The following is a 17,880-nucleotide window of genomic DNA, read 5'->3' as shown; positions in this document are numbered from 1 at the left end:
ACTCCTCAGATTCCGAACAGCGTTGATACGGGTAGCGGTACGGCGAACACGTTCAAGAACAACAGGGCGATCGCGACCACGAGGACCACCGCGACCCCGATGTCGAGGATGACCCGCTTCACGGTGAGCTTGCCCCTGCGGATGATCCAGGTGATGGCGAGGAAGGCCGCGACCGAGCTGGTCGCGAAGCCGACCAGGCCGACGGTTGCCGCCCATCCAAGGAGCACGGCGACGGAACCGCCGAGCGCCCGCCACCGCAGCGTGTCGCCGTTGCCCTCGTCCGGCAGCTTGTCGAGCAGCGCGAGCGCGACGATCGCGACGCCGAGCACGGCGAGGGTGATGAGTACGACGACCGGGTAGATGCCCGCGGGGTCGACGGAGGCATCGAGGTCGAGCCAGAAGACCACCGCGAGCACCAGGCAGACGGCGCCGACGAGGACACTCCGTCTCATGACGCCACCTCCTGCTCGGAGCCGGCCGCCCGCTCCTGCTTGCGTTCCTTGTGCCTGGTGACCAACGTCCAGGCCAGAGCGGCGACGACGAACGCGATGACCAGCAGGCTGACCGGTCGGGTGAAGAACGACGTCCACGGCAACGCCTGGTCGCTTGCGGCGAGCAGGCCCTGACCGAGTCCCGACTCGATGATCGGGCCGAGGACCACGCCGAGCACGATGGCCGGTGGTGGCAGCCCGATCCTGCGTAACCCGTAGCCGAACACACCGAGCACCACCATGACGATCACGTCGATGATGCTGTTGCGCACCGCGTACGAGCCGACCACGCTGAACGTCGCGATGATCGCCGCCAGGTAGTGCGTCGGGGCACGTACCACCGCTCGCTGGAGTGCCCGCCCGGCGAAGATGCCGACGGGCGCCATCAGCAGGGCGGAGAGCGCCAGCGCAAGGATGAACGTGAAGACCAGCGGGCCCTGCTTGGTGAACAGGTCGACGCCGGGGCGCAGGCCGTGCAGCACGAGGACGCCGTAGATGATCGCGTCGGGTGGCGCGCCGGGGATGCCGAGGGTGAGCAACGGAACCAGCCCACCGCCGACGACCGCGTTGTTCGCGGCTTCCGGCGCGACGACGCCGTCGATGTTCCCCTTGCCGAACTGGTCGCGCTCCTTGGAGGTGCGGCGTGCCTCGTTGTACGCGATCAGGTTCGCGACGTTGCCGCCAGCGCCGGGCAGGATGCCCACCACGGTGCCGATCGCGCCGGACCGCACCAGGTTGACCGGCCGGCTGAGCACCCGCCGGATCGTCGAGGCGAGCACCCCGGAGCGCTGGCGCTCCTCCGCCTCCTTGCGCATCGAGGCGGCCCGCTTCTCCGGGTGCGTCATCAGGTCGATGATCGTCGGCACGGTGAAGAAGCCGATCAGCGCGACGATGAGCTCGACGCCGCCCTGCATCTCCGAGATGCCGAAGGTGAAGCGGACCTCGCCGCCGACCGGGGAGATGCCGATGGCCGCGATGAGCAGGCCGATCATTCCTGCCGCCAGGCCCTTGAGCAACGACTTGCCGGCCAGCGACGCGATCATCGTCAGACCGAAGACGCCGAGCCAGAAGTACTCCTGCGGCCCGAAGTTCAGCACCACCTGGGCCAACATCGGGGCCAGCAACGCCAGTCCCACCACACCGATGACGCCGCCGATGACCGAGGCGACCGTGATGCCGATGATCGCCTGTTCGCTACGGCCCTGTTGCGTCATCGGATAGCCGTCGAACGTCGTGGCGATCGATGACGGCGTACCGGGTGCGTTGACGAGGATGGCGGTGAACGCACCGCCGTAGATCGCGCCCATGTAGAAGGCGCCCATCAGGACCAGGCCGGTGGTCGGGTCCATGGTGAAGGTGATCGGCAGCAACAGCGCGAGCCCGACGGTCGCGCTGAGGCCGGGTGTGGCACCGACGACCATTCCCGCGACGGTGCCGACGATACAGAGCAGCAGGGTCATCGGCGAGAACAGGTTGCCGAGCCCTTCGAGGAGACCTGAGAACATCCACGCTCCAGATTCTGGTGCGCCGGCCGCCGCCACGAGGGCGAGCGGCCGGCGCAGGTTCCGCTATTCCTCGCTGTTCAGCAGGCCGTACTCCTTGAGCAACGCCCGCTCAGGGGCCTTGCGCTCGTCGACGAACTTCTTCGCTTCCTTCGGTCCCATGTCCATGGGCAGGTAGCCGAGCTCGTTCAGCTTCTTCTTGAGCTTGGGATCCTGGTTCACCTTCTCGAACGCCTTCGCGATCTTGTTCACGACGGCGTCCGGGGTGTCCGGAGGTACTGCGACGCCACGCCACGCGCTCGCCGTCGCGAGGTCGTATCCCTCTTCCTTGAACGTCGGCACGTCGGGGAAGGCGTCGAGCCGCTCGTCCGAGGCGAAGCCGAGCACCCGCACGCCCTTGTCCTCCATCTCGAGCGCCGAGGTGTTGTACCCCATCGCGGCGTCGATGTCGCCACCGAGCAGAGCCGGCGTCACCGCGGCGGTACCGCTGAACGGCACGTAGGTGCTCTTGATGCCGGCTTCCTTGTTGAGCTTCAGGGTGCCCATGTGGTTGGCGGAGAACGTCGCGCTCCCGCCGATCGACATCTTCTTCTTCTTCGCCGCCTGGACGAAGTCGTCGAGCGTCTTGTACGGGCTGTCCTTCGGCACGATGAGCGCGCCAGGTGTCTCCTGGAACAGGTAGGCCCACTTGATGTCGTCGGTCTCGTAACCCGCGTCCTTGCGTGCGAGCGGCTGCAGCACGACGTGCGGCAGGTTCGCACCCATGATGGTGTGGCCGTCCGGCTTGGCCTGGTTGGCGAGCTCCGACCACGCCACCGCGCCGCCGCCGCCCTCCTTGTTCGACACCACGACCTTCTGGCCGAGCTCCTTCTCCAACAGCTTCTGCTGCAGGCGGGCGGTCACGTCGGACTCGCCGCCCGGGTCGAACGGGATCACGTAGCTGATGGACTTCGACGGGTAGTCCTCCGCTGCCTTGTCGCCCGTGTCGCCCTTCTCGGCGCACCCGCTGAGCACTGCAGCGGACATCGCCGCGCAGGCCAGGAGTGCCTGGCTGGTGCGTATTCTCATCTCTCTCCTCCTCGAGAGCGGCGCTCTCATGCGAACGTTCTGCGCAGCAGGTCGTGCAGCGCTGGTTTGTCCTCGACGCCCAGTCCTGGCACCTCTGGCAACCGGACCCTGCCGTCTTCGATCGGTGTGGAGTCAGCAAAACCACCGAACGGCTCGAAGACGCCTGGGTAAGACTCGCAACCACCGAGATGGAACCCGGCGGTGGCGGCGAGGTTCAGCTGGTGACCGCCGTGCGGGCAGCACCTCCCCGAGCTCCATCCCGCACGCTCGAGCACCTGCAGCATCTCCGCGAACTCGGGGATGCCGTAGCTGAGCGTGGGGTCCATCTGTAGCACGTCGGTGTCGGTGCGCAGGCCGGCGTACCTGACCAGGTTGCGCACGTCGTCGACGGAGAACAGGTTCTCGCCGGTCGCCACGATGCCGGGGTAGTGGTCGGCGACGACGGCGTGGCCTAGGTAGTCGAGCGGCGGGCACGGCTCCTCGTACCAGAGCAGCTCGTAGTCGGAGAGCGCAGCGGCGTAGTCGAGCGCCGTGCGCACGTCGAACCGCCCGTTCGCGTCGACGGCCAGCCGCACGCCGTTCGGGAGGATGCCGAGCACGGCCTCGATCCTGCGCAGGTCCTCGGCAAGCGTTGCGCCGCCGATCTTCATCTTCACGTCGCAGTAACCCATGTCGAGGTAGCCGCGCATCTCGTCCTGGAGCGCTTCGACGCCCTTGCCCGGGTGATAGTACCCGCCCGCCGCGTAGACCCACGCGGACTCCGCCGGCGCGCCCGCGAGGCCGAAGCGGTGGTGCATGTGTCGGAACGCGGGGCGCTGCGCGACCTTCGACGCGAGGTCCCAGAGCGCCATGTCAAGCGCGCCGACGGCAACCGCGCGATCGCCGTGACCGCCCGGCTTCTCGTTCTGCATGACGGTGTCGCGGCACGCCACCGGGTCGACGATGCCGTCCGCGTCGAGCAGCTTCTCCGGGTCGGCGTCGAGCAGGCGAGGCAGCAACCGGGCTTCGAGCAGACCCTTCTGCGCGTACCTCCCGTTGGAGTGGAAGCCGTAGCCCACGACCGCCTCGCCGTCGACCTGCCGGTCGGTGGTCACCTCGACGACGGTGACGTTCATCTTGGAGAAGTCGATGACCGCGTTGCTGATCTGCGACGCGATCGGCGCTTCGGCAACCCTTACGTTCGTGATGCGCATGTGGTGCTCTTCCTCCGTTGGTCGGATCGTCTCGCCGGCTGGGCGGTAGATTCCCTGACGATGAGCTCGGCGGCCAGTCGGTGACGTGGCGGTCGGCTCGCCTGCTGGCCGCCGTTCAGCATGGCCATGACGGTGTCGGCGACCTGCTGGCCCATCGCCCGGTACGGCACCGAGACGGTCGTCAGTCGAGGTTCGTAGAGCTCACCCCAGGAGGGGTCGCCGTAGACGACGAGGGAGAGCTCGGTAGGTATCGAGACGCCCAGCTCGTGCACGGCGCGTGCGGCTCCGATCGACAGGCTGCTGCTGCCGACCACGAGCGCCGTCGGCGGCGTGCGGCTCTCCAGCAGCTCGCGGGTGCCCGCGTACCCGTCGTCCTCGGTCGGCGGGAGGAGGCGTTGCCTGGCGGCCGGCAGCTCGGTGCCGAGCGTGTCGGTCACCCCGCGCAGCCGGTCGCGCCCGTTGCTCAGCCGGGTGCTCGTACCGAGGTACGCGATGTCGCGGTGGCCGAGGGTGAGCAGGTGCCTGGTCGCGGCGGCGAGCCCGGTGCGGTCGTGGCACAGCACCGACGCCGTGCCGAGCCGCAACGTGCGGTTGAACTGCACCGCGGGACAGGTGGCGAGCAGCTGCTTGGACTCCTTCGTCATCCGTGCGGTGGGCGCGACGATGACGGCGGCGACCTGGGCGCCGACGAGCGACCGCAGCGCCTCCTGTTCCAGCTTCGGGTCGTCGCCGGAGATCGCCACGATGAGCTGGTGCTGCGCCGCCGCGAGGCTGTTGGCCACCGCACTGGCCGCGATGGAGTACGGCCGGTTCTCCACATCGGGAACCAGGAAGCCGACGAACCGACGACCCGCCCCGGTCAGCGACTGCGCGAGCCGGTTGGCGACGTACCCGCGCTTCGCCGCGTGCGCGCGGATGCGCGCAGTCAGCTCCGGACCCACGATCGGGTCACCGTTGAGTGCCCGAGAGATCGTCGACGCCGAGTACCCCAGCTCGGCCGCGAGATCGGTGATCCGCGGAGGCGTCGTCCGCCGAGCCGGCGACGTGGCCCTGCTCGTGGCCTTCGTGGTCCCGCTCGTGGCTTTCCGGGCGGGCGCTGCGGTCGACTTCGTGGTCCCGCTTGCGGTCTTCCGCGCGGGCGCCGCGGCCGACTTCGTGTTCTTACGGGCGGGCGCTGCGGTCTTCCGGGCAGGGGTCGCGGTCGGCTTCGCGGTCTTCCGCGACGCGCGACCTGAAGAGCCCATCGATGCGCCCCATCCCAGGAAAACGTTTGTGTAAAGGGATTGCGTCATGCAAGCACTGTTTGGGCGGCGCGTCAACGGTCCGTTTCTCCGCGGTGCGGCTTAGTATAGTGGTAAGTGGTCAGATGACCTGGTGATATGAGCACACGCTTATGCGGAGGTGCGCACCGCCCGCCCGACCAGGGACATCGCCGCCCCGGCGACTACGGAGCGTAGATGTCAGTGCCTGCGTGCAGCCGGTCGCCGCCGGAGGTGGCGCGCCGCTGCCGGCGGTGTGCCTGCCGGGCTGTCGGACAGTACGTGTGCCGGTCGGCCCGTGGTGTGCTCTTCTGTGCTACATCGAGCGGCGCCGTCATCGTTACCTCCAAGACTCTCGTCGAGAGTGGTCCGAAGAGTGACACGCCTCACCTTGGGCGTCGCCGTTTTGTGCTTAATGGTCGCGAGACCAGGTTGCGTCTACGGGACCTGCGGCCCCCGCCGGTGGGGTGCTGGCCGGGGGTGCCGAGAATGGACCGAGTTCCCACGTAGAGAGGACGATGTCTTGGCCCGCTGGTGGCTGGGTCGATGTGGCCGGACGAGCCTCGCGGTGTTGTTGTGCGCCGCGCTGGCACTGCTCACTGCCTGCTCGGCGAGCGAGGGGGCCGGTGGCGGCGGCGCCGACAGCGACAACCAGCGGTACATCTCCGGCTCCGGTGAGGTGCAGGTGGTCCCGGTGGCGGACCGGGAGCCGGCGCCCAGGGTGCGTGGCACGTCGCTGACCGGCGAGCGGGTGGACAGCAAGACGTACGACGGCAAGGTGCTCGTGCTGAACTTCTGGGCGTCCTGGTGCGCGCCGTGCCGCTCCGAGGCCGAGCCGTTGCAGGCCGTCTACGACGAGACCAAGCCGCAGGGTGTGCGCTTCGTCGGCATCAACTTCAAGGACAACAAGACCAACGCGGGCGTCTTCGTCGACGAGTTCGGCCTCACCTACCCGAGCATCTACGACCAGCCGGGCGAGACGGCGCTGGCGTTCCGCGGCCAGCTGCCGCCGGCCGCCGTGCCGAGCACGATCGTGATCGACCGCGAGGGCAGGATCGCCGCCCGCGTGATCGGCGAGACGACGTACACGAAGCTGTTCAAGGTCGTACGGCAGGTCGCCGATGAGTGACGAGCTCGTCGCCCTGGTCACCGGCGGTTCGCTGCTGCTGGCGCTGCCGATCGCCGTGCTGGCCGGCGTGGTCTCGTTCGCGTCGCCATGTGTGCTCCCGCTCGCGCCCGGTTACGTGTCGTACGTCACCGGGCTCAGCGGCGCCGACCTGCAGGCGGGCGGCAGGCGCGGGCGGACGCTGCTCGGGTCCGCGCTGTTCGTGCTGGGGTTCAGCGCGGTGTTCGTCAGCGCCGGTGCCCTGTTCGGTGGCATCGGCTACCTGTTCCAGGAGTACGCCGACCCGATCACCAGGGTGCTCGGCGTGGTGACCATCCTGCTCGGTGTGGTCTTCCTCGGGTTCGTCCCGCAGCTGCAGCGCGACACCAGGCCGTTGGGCAGGTGGTCCGCCGACATCGGGATGGCAGGGGCGCCACTGCTCGGCATCCTGTTCGGTATCGGCTGGACGCCGTGTCTCGGTCCGACCATAGGCGCCGTGCAGACGCTCGCCTTCAGCGAGGCGAGTGCCGGTCGCGGCGCACTCCTCGCGACCGCGTACTGCCTCGGCCTAGGGTCGCCGTTCCTGGTGCTTGCGCTGGTGTTCCGGCGGGCGCTCGGTGCGGTGTCGTGGCTACGCAGCCACCAGCTGTTCGTGAAGCGGTTCGGTGGCGGCCTGTTGGTACTGCTCGGCGTGCTGCTGGTCAGCGGAGCGTGGGCACACGTGGTCCTGGCGATACGGGACCTGTTCGCGGGATTCCAGACGGTGGTGTAGGTGAACGAGGGAGAACGCGAAGAGCCCGTGGCCGACGAGAAGCAGTCAGAAAGCACCAGCGCCGTTGCCACGCAGTCGCCAGCCGATCAGACCGGCGCCGTGGAACCCGGCGCCGACCTCGGCACGACGCCGGCTGAGCCGGTGGCGAGCCGGCCGCGCGGCAGCGGCCTCGTCGCCACCGCGCGCTGGGCGTGGCGGCAGCTGACCTCCATGCGTACGGCGCTGGTACTGCTGTTCCTGCTCGCGCTCGCCGCGATCCCCGGGTCGCTGTTGCCGCAACGCGGCGTCAGCGAGGGGCAGGTGGCGCAGTACTTCACCGAGCACCCGAAGTTGGCGCCCGTCCTGGACAAGCTGTACGGCTTCGACGTGTTCGCGGCGCCGTGGTTCGCCGCGATCTACCTGTTGCTGTTCATCTCGCTGATCGGGTGCATCGTGCCGCGCACCCGTGCCCACCTGAAGCAGATGCGCGCCCGGCCGCCCCGTGCGCCGCGCAACTTCGACCGGCTGCCGCACTCAGAACGGATCGAGGCGAAGCTCGCCGAGCGGCACGCGGTGGAGAAGGCCGCGAGGGTGCTGCGGTCGCACCGGTTCCGGGTGGACGTCGACGCGGACAACGGCAGCGTCGCGGGCGAGAAGGGGTATCTGCGGGAGACCGGCAACCTGCTCTTTCACGTAGCCCTGCTCGTCGTGCTGTTCGCCGTCGCACTCGGTGGCCTGTTCGGCTACCGCGGCAACGTCATGGTGACCGAGGGCGACGGGTTCGCCAACACGGTCATCGCGTACGACTCGATGCAGAAGGGGCGGCTGTTCTCGGACGAACGGCTCAGCCCGTTCACCGTGACGCTGGACAAGTTCAGCGCGTCGTACGTCGCCCGCGGCCCGGACCGCGGTACGGCGGAACGGTTCGACGCGTACCTGAGGTACCGCGAGGAGCCAGGTGCCGCGCGGGAGCGCTACCACCTGAAGGTCAACGACCCGCTGCCCGTCGGCGGCTCGAAGGTCTACCTGCTCGGGCACGGCTACTCGCCGCAGATCACCGTGCGCGACGGCAACGGCAAGGTGGTGCACTCGGCGGCGGTGCCGTTCGTGTCGCAGAACGACCAGACGTTCCTTTCCCAGGGCGTGGTGAAGGCGCCGTCGGCGGACCCGCAGCTGGGCTTCCAGATGTTCTTCCTGCCCACGTTCGCGATGAGCAAGCAGGGACCCACGTCGGCCTTCCCCGCACCGCTCGACCCGGCGCTGCTCGTCGTCGCCTGGGAGGGTGACCTGGGGCTGGACAAGGGCGCCTCGCAGTCGGTGTTCACGCTCGACACGTCGCGGATGAAGCAGGTGCGGTTGCCGCAGAACAGCCAGCTGCTCCGGCCGGGCGACACGGTGAAGCTGCCGGGCGACCGCGGCACCGTCAGGTTCGACGGGTTGAAGGAGTACGCGGCGCTGCAGGTGAACCACGACCCGGGTAAGGGCCTCGCGCTCGGCAGCGCCGTGGTGGCGATGGGTGCGCTGTTGCTGTCGCTGTTCGTGCGGCGCCGGCGGGTGTGGGTGCGCGCCGGCACCGACGACGAGGGGCGTACGGTGGTCGAGTTCGGCGGCCTGTCCAGGAGCGACGGCGTCGGCGGCTTCACGACCGAGTTCACCGAGCTCGCCGACGAGCTGCGTACCGAGTTGAAGGCGAAGAACCGGGCCGAACGCCCCGGCGCCACGGAGGAGAAGTGATGTCGCAGGCGGACTTCGCGAGCCTGTCCAACCTGCTGATGGACGTGGCCATCGTGGGTTACTCGGTGGCGATGCTGCTCTACGCCATGGAGATGCTGACCGCGAAGGTGCGGCCGGCCCGTGAACGGGCGCAGGCCAAGCAGCCCGAGCTGGTGGGGGCAACGGTCGGCGGCTCGTCCGGCGCGGCGGGCGACGCGGACGCACCCGAGCCGGACGACGACGCTACCGCAGTGCCGCACCCGGGGGCCCGGTCGGTGTTCCTCGGCCGGGCCGCGGTCGCGATCACCGTGCTCGCGTGGCTGTGCCACCTGGTGCAGATCGTCAGCCGCGGGGTGGCCGCCGACCGGTGGCCGTGGGGCAACATGTACGAGTTCACCTCGACGATCTGCTTCACCGCGGTGACCGCGTTCCTCGCGCTGCTGGTCAAGCGCAACGTGCGCTTCCTCGGCCTCTACCTGCTGGCGCTCGTGGTGCTCGGCCTCGGCCTGAACGGCGCGCTGCTGTACAAGTCGGCCGGGCCGCTGGTGCCGGCGCTGCACTCGTACTGGATCGCCATCCACGTCACCGCGGCGATCCTGGCCATCGGTCTGTTCGCGGTGAGCGCGGTGGTGTCTGCGCTGTACCTGTTCGCCGACCGGCACCAGGCGAAGGTCGCCAAGGGTGCCGACACCAGCTCGGCCGGGCTGCTGCGCCGGGTGCCCGCCCCCGAGGCGCTGGACAAGCTGTCGTACCGGGTGATCGCCGTGGCGTTCCCCATCTGGACGTTCGCTCTGGTGGCCGGCGCGATCTGGGCGGAGGCGGCGTGGGGCCGCTACTGGGGCTGGGACCCCAAGGAGACCTGGACGTTCATCATCTGGGTCATCTACGCGGGCTACCTGCACGCGCGGGTGACGGCCGGCTGGCGCGGTCGGCGGGCGGCGATCATCGCGCTGGCCGCCTTCGCCGCGATCCTGGTCAACTACTTCGTCGTCAACATCTGGATCGTCGGGCTGCACTCGTACGCGTAGCCGGGCACGCCCACCACGGGCCGCCTGGCGCCGTACGGCACCGGCGACGGCCCGTGGGGGTTGCCGTCAGCTGGCTACCCGCGTGGACCGCTCGGCCGACCCGTCGTGCTCGCCGCGCAACAGCGCCTGCACGTAGTGCTCGGAGAACCGACGGTGCCCGCCTGGGGTGCGGATACTCTTCAACCGTCCGGACAACGCCCAACGGGTAACGGTTCGTGGGTCCACTCGGAACAGCTCTGCGACCTCGGTCGCGGTCAGGAGCCGGTGTTCATCTGGGTTCACTGCGCGTCCTTTCATCCCCCCGGACACGTCCGACCTCACGCTCCCAGTCTGCTGCACCGGACAAGCTGACAGATAGCAGTCAGCAAAGTGCAGCTACAACTCTGACGGTACGTAGATGGCATCCGGCACCTGTGCACAGAGAGTAAGTTGCGTCCTGTTGTCGCCTGGTGAGGCATTTCCGCAGTTGACGCCGCAAATTTGCGCCTCCGCTGCACAACGGCGGTGAAACGTGCGAAACTCGCGAGATCCAAATGGATGGCCAAGACCTGTGCGGAATCGAAGAAAGCCCGCTAAGGCACCAAGCAAATCGAAGCGGGAGGGTTCCGCGTGTCCGATGCTCTCGATGCCACCGACCTGCATCTGATCGACGCGCTGCGGACGGACGGCAGGTCGTCGTACGCGCAGCTGGGCCGGCTGGTCGGCCTCTCCGGGCCGGGCGTGCAGGACCGGTTGCGCCGGCTGGAGGAGCGCGAGGTGCTCAGCGGGTACCGCGCCGAGGTCAACCTGAAGGCGGTCGGCCTCGGGGTGAGTGCGCTGGTCGGCGTCTACCTCTCCGACTCCGCGAACCAGGACGTGGTCGACAGCCACCTGGCCGCGTGTGTCGCCATCGAGCACTGCTGGTTCGTCGCCGGCGACGAGTCGTTCGTCGTGGTGGTGCGGTGCGCGGACGTGGACGAGCTGGAGAAGACGATCTGGCAGGTCCGCGGCATCGAGGGCGTCTCGCGGACGAAGACGAACGTCGTGCTCTCCACGCGCTGGGAGAACCGCCCCGTCCCGCTGCCGGCCGCCACCGACGACTGACGGCCGCGCGGGCATAAGGTCGTCTGGTGACTGCTGACGTGTTGGTTTCGCTCGACGACGTGTACGCCGCCAGGGACCGGTTGGCCGGTGTCGCGGTACGTACCCCGCTGTTGTCCCCCAGTACGCCACCGGCCCGCGGGCCGGTGCTGATCAAACCCGAGTCGCTGCAGCCGACCGGGGCGTTCAAGCTCCGCGGCGCGTACAACGCCGTCGCGACGATCCCCGCGGACCGGCGGGCGGCCGGCGTGGTGACGCACTCCAGCGGCAACCACGGTCGTGCGCTCGCCTGGGCCGCGCGCGCGTTCGGGGTGCCCGCGGTCGTGGTGAGCCCGGACAACGTCCCCGAGGTGAAGATCGCCGGCATGCGCGCGGTCGGCGCGGAGGTCGTGCTCGTCCCCGCGGCCGAACGGCACGAGGCGGCGTGCAGGATCGCGGCCGAGCGCGGCGCCGAGCTGGTGCCGCCGTACGACGACCCGCGGGTCATCGCCGGGCAGGGCACCGTCGGGCTGGAGATCGCGGCCGACCTGCCGGAGGTGTCGACGGTGCTCGTGCCGATCGGGGGCGGCGGGCTGATCGCAGGCGTCTCGCTGGTGCTCGCCGAGCTGGCCAAGACCGCCACGGTGATCGGCGTCGAGCCTGAGCTCGCCGCGGATGCCGCGGACAGCTTCGCCGCCGGCCGCCGCGTCGCCTGGACCGACGAGCAGACCGCCGCGACCGCCGCGGAGGGCGTACGGGTGCCGGTCGTCGGCGAGCTCACCTGGGCGCACATCGAGCGCTACGTACACCAGGTGGTGACCGTCACGGAGGACGAGATCACGGCGGCGATCGGCGAGCTCGCACGTAGCTACCGGGTGGTCGCCGAGCCAAGCGGTGCGGTGGCACCGGCGGCTGCGCTGTACCACGCCACCGACCTGCCGGCAGGGCCCGTGGTCGCGGTGCTGTCCGGCGGCAACGCCGAGCCGCAAGTACTCGCGGATGCGGTGCGAAGCAACTGACCTCGTCGGATCGTGACCTCGGCTACCTAACGTAATCCGGCCTCGGCCGAACTGTGACATATGCCGGCCTAACCTTCAGAGCAGTGGGTTGGTGTGTGTTGTCGTTGGCGAGGAGAACGTCGGTGGTGCGGATCCGCACCTGGTGGCAGGCGATGCTGCTCGGTCTCGTGCTCGGGGCGATCCTCGGTGCGCTGTACGGCACCGTCGTCTCGTTGCTGCCCGGTCTTGCCGGGCGGGTCTGGTACGCGGAGCTGCCGACCGGGCAGGCTGCGCTCGCCGGCGCGGCACTCGGGCTGTGCTACGGGGTGGCGTCCAGTCTCGCCGGTGCGATCACGCTCGCGGTCGACGCGCGGCTTGCGCACGAACCGGCCAACCGCAGCGGCCTCGCCGTGCGGGTCGCGGCCGCCGTCGCCGCGGCGATCGGCGTCGTCGTCGCGTTCCTCCTGGTGGCACTGGTCGCCACCATGACCAGCCGGGGCATCGACCTCTCCGACCTCAGCCTGCTGGTGCTCGTCGGCGTGCCGGCCGTGCTCGCCGCGCTCGCGTCCGCCCTCGTCGCGCAGTTCGCGTTCCACCCGGTGATGGCGGGTCGGGGCACCTGAGTCGCGGCAGGGCCGGCCGCGTAGGCTCCACGTGATGGGTGCGTTCCTGAAGTACATGTCCGCCAGAGTGGCGCTCTTCCTCGGTTGCTGGGGACTGATGTGGTTGCTCGGCGCCAAGGGCGTGCTCGGGGTGTTGCTCGGGCTCATCGTGAGCGGGTTGCTCAGCTACGTCGTCCTGCACCGGATCAGGGACCGGTTCGCCGCCGCGCTCTCCGGTGGCGTGCGCGGCCTGCGGCAGCGGATGCGGAGCAGGTCGGACGAGCCGGCCACGGACGCGACGGCCAAGCCGGCCGAGCCGGAGAGCTGACCGGACCGCAGTTTCCGCGGCGATGCAACCGGTGGCCAGTGCCGCACGTCTGGGTGATCGATATGGCCCTCGACATGGACCCCGCCGGGGTACGTAGCGTTGGTACGAAGAGCCGCAGCAGCGCCGACCTGGTGCAGCCTGCCGTGACCCAGCTCGGGAACGGCTGGAGCCCCACGTAGGAACCCGAGTTCAGCAGCATGCTCCTGTTGTGCCGGCAGAAGTGGGTCTTCACCTTCTGCGATCACCGCGACACGTCACGCACGATCGGCGACAGGCCGCATGCGAGCGCGGCTGCGGTCAGTCGCGGTGACTACGACGCCGCCGACCAGTTCTGAACGGCGACCGTTGAGTCTTATGCGGAAGTCGACGCTGCTCCACATCAACAGCGGCGGTGGCGCGACGGCCGGCTTCGGCGAAGCGAGGTCACATATCACCAAGGCGCTCGGCGCGTTCGAGACACCTGTGTGGCGGCCGATCCAGAGTGAGCGGTGCTGGCGTGGTGTCGGGCAGCCGGACGCGGAGAAGGTGCTGCACACGAACGTCCTCGCGTTCAACATCGGCCAGGCAATGATGGAGGCCGGTGCTGCCGCCATGCAGTCGGCCACGCTCGGGTTCAGCACGCTCCAGGTGAACCTGCCAGCTTGGAGCGACACGCGAAGTCGCTGGGCTGTCTGGTGCACGACAACGGCACCGTCGACTGGATCGACGAGGGCGACATCCCCGTCCCCGCCACGCTGGCCGAGAACGACCGGGCCAACCTCGGGGCCGCGATCCAGCTGACGCTGAGCACCGCCACACTGCTCGACAGGAGCACGAAAGCGGCGCTCGAGGTCGTGTACGACGCTGCCCCCGAGGTGGTCGACAACGCGGATGCTGCCGAGCAGGCGCTGCGGACGAACAAGGGGCTGTTCGTGGACGCGTTGGACGGCCGGCAGCGGATCTTCGAGGTGTCGGCCGGCTGGCTCGCGGTCGACCGCACGTTGGTGGGCCCAAGCGAGTTGAAAGCGATACACGGTCAGCCGATGGTGCAGCTACTCGACCACTCGAGCAAGCTTCGGCAGTTCACCGAGGACGCCGCCCGCGCGACGAGTCCGGACAGCCTGTTGACGCTGATGAACCTGGACTACCGGAACCTCCTCGCCCGCGGCATCGCCATGCGTTCGAGAGCAATCGCCAGGACGGCCACCGAGATGGGCGATAAGGCGCCGGCAGAGCTCGTGAAGATCCCCGGACGGATCGCCGGCGCGACCGGCTTCGCCCTGGCGGCCGCGGACCTGGCCCGCGCGCAGCGGCTCGGGGCGATCGAGCAGGACCCGGTGTACGACTACGTGGAAGAGGCGAGCAAGGCCCGTTCGAACCTGCGGCAGTGGCTGGACGAGCACCAGGACCTCGGCATCGACGACCCCGACCGCCAGTACGTGGAGAGCGTCCTCGCGGAGCTCGACTTGGCGCTCGATCCGGCGCAGCAGCCGGCATGAGCGGACCGGTCAGAAGTACCAGGGGAAGCTCGCCCAGTCCGGGTCACGCTTCTCCAGGAAGGCGTTCCTGCCCTCCGCCGCCTCGTCGGTCATGTACGCGAGCCTGGTTGCTTCGCCGGCGAACAGCTGCTGGCCGACGAGCCCGTCGTCCGCTGCGTTGAACGCGTACTTCAGCATCCGCTGGGCGGTGGGGCTCTTCGCGTTCACCTCGGCCGCCCACTCGAGCGCGGTGCTCTCGAGCTCGGCATGGGGGACGGCGGCGTTGATCGCGCCCATGGCCGCAGCCTCCTCGGCGTCGTACGCGCGGCCGAGGAAGAAGATCTCCCTGGCGCGCTTCTGGCCGACCTGGCGGGCCAGGTACGCAGAGCCGAAGCCGCCGTCGAAGCTGGCCACGTCCGCGTCGGTCTGCTTGAACCGCGCGTGCTCGCGGCTGGCCAGGGTCAGGTCACAGACGACGTGCAGGCTGTGCCCGCCGCCGGCGGCCCAGCCGGGAACGACGCAGATGACCACCTTCGGCATGAACCGGATCAGCCGCTGCACCTCGAGGATGTGCAGCCGGCCGGCCCGTGCCTTGTCCACGGTGTCCTGGGAGTCGCCGTCGGCGTAGCGGTAGCCGTCGCGGCCGCGGATGCGTTGGTCGCCGCCGGAGCAGAACGCCCAGCCGCCGTCCTTCGGCGACGGCCCGTTGCCGGTGAGCAGTACGCAGCCGACGTCCGGTGACATGCGGGCGTGGTCGAGCGTGCGGTAGAGCTCGTCGACGGTGTGCGGGCGGAACGCGTTGCGCACCTCGGGCCGGTCGATGGCGATTCGTACGGTGCCGTGCCGTATTGCGCGGTGGTAGGTGACGTCGGTGAGGTCGGTGAAGCCGTCCACCTGGTGCCATGCCGTCTCGTCGAAGAGCGCGGAGATCTGCTCAGGCGTACCTCGATTCGCATCCATTCGCTCATCGTGCCCGACGGCGGCCGAGCACGGCGTGCCGGCCGCGGTTGCGCTCTGCTGAGCAGCCCAAATTCGCGTCCTGGTCTTCTATGCTGTTGCGCACTGTGGAGTGGAGGCGCCGGATGGCTGGTGCGGCTCGGTCAGGGGCACGTTCGTGAGTTGGCGGCGTCAGCGCCGGGTCAGGGACGAGAGCACCCCGCCGCCTCAGGGCATGGTGCCGCTGCTGTTCGACCCCGCGTTCCGCGCCGAGTGGCGCGAGCTCGCTCGGGTGGAAGGCCCGAAGATCCAGAAGGTCGTGTGGGGTGGCTCGGCCGTCGCCATGACGGGTTCGGCGACCGGAGGTTTTCTCGCCAGCAAGGGCATCGTCCCGGTGGAGGTCGCCCTGACCTTCCCGCAGTTGGCGCAGATCGCGTTGGCCAAGTACCAGGGCGAGTTCGGTGCCCTCGCCGCCATCCAGGCGTTGTGGAAGGGGCGCCGCGAGCAGGGTCTGGACCCACGGGCCGAGGGCAGGCAGCTGATGGAACAGCCCCGCTCACCACTTGAGGGCCGGCGGCGGGCGTGGTTGGTGCGCGGCGTGGTGGCTGGCGGCGCAGCGATCACGGGCGGCGCCTACGCCACCGGCGCGATAGGCACGCTCGGCGCGGCATGGATGCTGGGCGTCGTGGTCGCGGCCGCCTGGGTGGCGAAGCGGCACGGCCGCACAGGTCAGGTCGCGAAGCCGGTGCTCGATACCAAGCAGGTGAGCCGCGACGCTTGGGTACGTACGGAGCGGAGCCACACCGCGGGGCAGCATGGGTCGCGTGCGCGGAAGGGCTGGCCGTGGCGAAGCAGGCGGCAGCGCCCCGAACCGGCGATGGGAGCGACGCTCGGCCAGCACCCACCCACCCCTGGCCCGTACGCGCCGTCGCTCGGCCAGCCACCGGTGCCGTACCCGGCCGCCGGATGGGCGGAGCAGTACGCCACCCCGCAGCCGTACGCGGCGCCGCCGGCGTTCCAGGCGCCCACGCCCCCGCAGGGGGTCGGGCAGCGGCCGGGGGAGCGCAGGACCGGCGGCCAGCAGGGGCGCGCTGCCGGCGGCAGGCATCGGCCCGATACCGACGGGCGGCGTCCGCAGCAGGGTGGTCGTGAACAGTCCTAGCCGGCTCGCGGCCGTTCACCGCAAGCACCCGACCACTACTGTCCTGCCATGACGACTGCGGTCTCCACCAGGCCTGGCCGGCTACGTAGGTCGCCGGGCCGCGCGGTGCTGCTCGGCGCCGCGTACCTCATGCCAGCCGCTTTGGCCCTCGTGGTCACGAAGCCGGGCTGGGTGGGCCTGTCGGCCACGCCCGGGTTCCTGCACCTGGTCTCGTTCCCCGCGCTGATGGGGATCGGCTGGCTGGTCTACGCAGTTACGATGGTGCCGTTCGTGCTGTTGACGCGGCAGAGGTACGTCGGCTGGCTCGCGCTCGTGGGGCTGCTCGCCGCCGCGCTCAACCTGGGGACGGTCGCCTTGCGCGGTATCGGTACCGACCAGCTGCCGGCCGCCGGTCGCGCCACCACGGTGCTCACGCTCAACACGCTCGGCGGTGCGACGTCGCCGCGCGACGTCGCGGACCTGGTCGTCCGTACGGGCGCGGACGTCGTGGCGTTGCCGGAGACGCCGCGGCCGCTGGCCGAACAGGTCGCGGCGACGACGGCAAGGCGCGACCGGCCGATGCAGGTGTTCGGCGGCGCGCAGAGCCCGTTCTCCGTCGGCGCGACGTCGTTGCTCGTGGCCGAGTCGCTCGGCAGGTACCGGCCGGCCGGTCAGCCGCAGACGGGCCTCGGGGCCGTGGTCGCGGCACCGGTGCGCGGGGACGGACTGGTCGTCGCGGCCGTCCACTCGCCGCCGCCCCGCTCGGGCTCGGCGCGGACAGCTGGCACGCCGGCGCCGACCGCGCCGTCGACCTGTGCAGGAACGGGCGTGCCGACCTGGTAGCCGGGGACGTCAACGCCACCCTCGACCACGCCCCGCTGGCCGACCTCGGCCGCTGCCTGGACGCCGCGAACGAGGCCGGGGCGGGCGCGGCCGGCACCTGGCCGACCCGGGTGCCGTCGGCACTGGCCACCCCCATCGACCACGTCTTCACCGACGCGGGCAGCTGGCGCGCGGAACGGGCGGCGGTCACCACCGCAGGCGGCAGCGACCACCGCGCACTCGTCGTGACGCTGCGGCCGGTCAGATAGGTCGTAGCTACTTCGACCTGAAAAAGTCGGGGCGTGGCGGTCTCTGAGTGGGGGTTTGTTCGTCGAGAGGATGGCCTCGAACCCTTGGGTGTGAAGGGGTCGAGGCCATCGTGTTTCGTACTGTAAATGATCAGCCGACGTTGTGGGATTCGGTCCTG

General features: G+C 69.8%; 19 protein-coding genes. 11 read left to right on the top strand and 8 right to left on the bottom strand.

Annotated features, from left to right (window positions below):
* Window positions 1–5 precede the first annotated feature (5 nt).
* From GEV07_17290 to GEV07_17270, 5 genes are all read right to left on the bottom strand, one after another.
* Window positions 6–452: a hypothetical protein gene (locus GEV07_17290; GenBank protein ID MQA04396.1), complete on the bottom strand. Its 447-nt coding sequence runs from the start codon at window positions 450–452 to the stop codon at window positions 6–8.
* Window positions 449–1,996, bottom strand: coding sequence for a C4-dicarboxylate ABC transporter permease (locus GEV07_17285; GenBank protein ID MQA04395.1), 1,548 nt, complete (start codon window positions 1,994–1,996; stop codon window positions 449–451). Before GEV07_17285 ends, GEV07_17290 begins: the two co-directional genes overlap by 4 nt.
* A 63-nt stretch (window positions 1,997–2,059) precedes the next feature.
* Window positions 2,060–3,091, bottom strand: a complete 1,032-nt coding sequence (locus tag GEV07_17280) for a PhnD/SsuA/transferrin family substrate-binding protein (GenBank protein ID MQA04394.1) — start codon at window positions 3,089–3,091, stop codon at window positions 2,060–2,062.
* Complete coding sequence (locus GEV07_17275; GenBank protein MQA04393.1) at window positions 3,088–4,254, bottom strand: mandelate racemase; 1,167 nt, start codon at window positions 4,252–4,254, stop codon at window positions 3,088–3,090. The genes GEV07_17280 and GEV07_17275 overlap by 4 nt, the downstream gene beginning before the upstream one ends.
* Window positions 4,236–5,498, bottom strand: a complete 1,263-nt coding sequence (locus tag GEV07_17270) for a LacI family DNA-binding transcriptional regulator (protein MQA04392.1) — start codon at window positions 5,496–5,498, stop codon at window positions 4,236–4,238. Before GEV07_17270 ends, GEV07_17275 begins: the two co-directional genes overlap by 19 nt.
* A 430-nt stretch (window positions 5,499–5,928) precedes the next feature.
* Here GEV07_17270 and GEV07_17265 point away from each other — a divergent pair, with 430 nt between their 5' ends.
* From GEV07_17265 to ccsB, 4 genes are read left to right on the top strand one after another with little or no spacing between them, the layout of a single operon-like run.
* Window positions 5,929–6,642: a redoxin domain-containing protein gene (locus GEV07_17265; GenBank protein ID MQA04391.1), complete on the top strand. Its 714-nt coding sequence runs from the start codon at window positions 5,929–5,931 to the stop codon at window positions 6,640–6,642.
* Window positions 6,635–7,390 (top strand): cytochrome c biogenesis protein CcdA, encoded by a 756-nt coding sequence (locus tag GEV07_17260; GenBank protein MQA04390.1) that lies wholly within the window; start codon window positions 6,635–6,637, stop codon window positions 7,388–7,390. Before GEV07_17265 ends, GEV07_17260 begins: the two co-directional genes overlap by 8 nt.
* Complete coding sequence (locus GEV07_17255) at window positions 7,391–9,103, top strand: cytochrome c biogenesis protein ResB (GenBank protein MQA04389.1); 1,713 nt, start codon at window positions 7,391–7,393, stop codon at window positions 9,101–9,103.
* Window positions 9,103–10,110: a c-type cytochrome biogenesis protein CcsB gene (gene ccsB, locus GEV07_17250; protein MQA04388.1), complete on the top strand. Its 1,008-nt coding sequence runs from the start codon at window positions 9,103–9,105 to the stop codon at window positions 10,108–10,110. The genes GEV07_17255 and ccsB overlap by 1 nt, the downstream gene beginning before the upstream one ends.
* A gap of 66 nt (window positions 10,111–10,176) precedes the next feature.
* Here ccsB and GEV07_17245 read toward each other — a convergent pair whose 3' ends face one another.
* On the bottom strand, window positions 10,177–10,407 hold the full coding sequence (locus GEV07_17245) for a BldC family transcriptional regulator (GenBank protein MQA04387.1): 231 nt from the start codon (window positions 10,405–10,407) through the stop codon (window positions 10,177–10,179).
* Window positions 10,408–10,719: 312 nt separating this feature from the next.
* Here GEV07_17245 and GEV07_17240 point away from each other — a divergent pair, with 312 nt between their 5' ends.
* The 4 genes from GEV07_17240 to GEV07_17225 all read left to right on the top strand — a co-directional run bounded on the left by GEV07_17240 (window position 10,720) and on the right by GEV07_17225 (window position 13,097).
* Complete coding sequence (locus tag GEV07_17240) at window positions 10,720–11,193, top strand: AsnC family transcriptional regulator (protein MQA04386.1); 474 nt, start codon at window positions 10,720–10,722, stop codon at window positions 11,191–11,193.
* 38 nt (window positions 11,194–11,231) lie between these two features.
* A complete protein-coding gene (locus GEV07_17235; protein MQA04385.1) occupies window positions 11,232–12,188 on the top strand; it encodes a pyridoxal-phosphate dependent enzyme in 957 nt (318 codons plus the stop codon).
* A 122-nt stretch (window positions 12,189–12,310) separates the two neighbouring features.
* Window positions 12,311–12,790, top strand: coding sequence for a hypothetical protein (locus GEV07_17230; protein ID MQA04384.1), 480 nt, complete (start codon window positions 12,311–12,313; stop codon window positions 12,788–12,790).
* Window positions 12,791–12,824: 34 nt separating this feature from the next.
* A complete protein-coding gene (locus GEV07_17225) occupies window positions 12,825–13,097 on the top strand; it encodes a DUF4229 domain-containing protein (protein ID MQA04383.1) in 273 nt (90 codons plus the stop codon).
* Window positions 13,098–13,351: 254 nt separating this feature from the next.
* Here GEV07_17225 and GEV07_17220 read toward each other — a convergent pair whose 3' ends face one another.
* A complete protein-coding gene (locus GEV07_17220) occupies window positions 13,352–13,717 on the bottom strand; it encodes a hypothetical protein (GenBank protein ID MQA04382.1) in 366 nt (121 codons plus the stop codon).
* Window positions 13,718–13,738: 21 nt separating this feature from the next.
* On the opposite strand from GEV07_17220, the gene GEV07_17215 reads away from it, so the two are divergent.
* Window positions 13,739–14,575 carry a hypothetical protein gene (locus tag GEV07_17215; GenBank protein MQA04381.1) on the top strand — a complete coding sequence of 279 codons (837 nt, stop codon included), beginning with the start codon at window positions 13,739–13,741 and terminating at the stop codon, window positions 14,573–14,575.
* A gap of 9 nt (window positions 14,576–14,584) precedes the next feature.
* Here the strand turns inward: GEV07_17215 and GEV07_17210 are convergent, their stop codons facing one another.
* Window positions 14,585–15,514: a 1,4-dihydroxy-2-naphthoyl-CoA synthase gene (locus GEV07_17210; protein MQA04380.1), complete on the bottom strand. Its 930-nt coding sequence runs from the start codon at window positions 15,512–15,514 to the stop codon at window positions 14,585–14,587.
* Window positions 15,515–15,668: 154 nt separating this feature from the next.
* Between GEV07_17210 and GEV07_17205 the strand changes: the two genes are divergently transcribed.
* A complete protein-coding gene (locus tag GEV07_17205; protein MQA04379.1) occupies window positions 15,669–16,652 on the top strand; it encodes a hypothetical protein in 984 nt (327 codons plus the stop codon).
* A gap of 48 nt (window positions 16,653–16,700) precedes the next feature.
* Window positions 16,701–17,474 carry a hypothetical protein gene (locus tag GEV07_17200; GenBank protein MQA04378.1) on the top strand — a complete coding sequence of 258 codons (774 nt, stop codon included), beginning with the start codon at window positions 16,701–16,703 and terminating at the stop codon, window positions 17,472–17,474.
* The last annotated feature ends 406 nt before the right edge of the window (window positions 17,475–17,880 follow it).

The organism is Streptosporangiales bacterium (assembly GCA_009379825.1).
In the GTDB taxonomy this organism is placed as follows: domain Bacteria; phylum Actinomycetota; class Actinomycetes; order Streptosporangiales; family WHST01; genus WHST01.
Note: the sequence above shows the minus strand (reverse complement) of the source record. Positions and strands in the feature narration are given on the sequence as shown.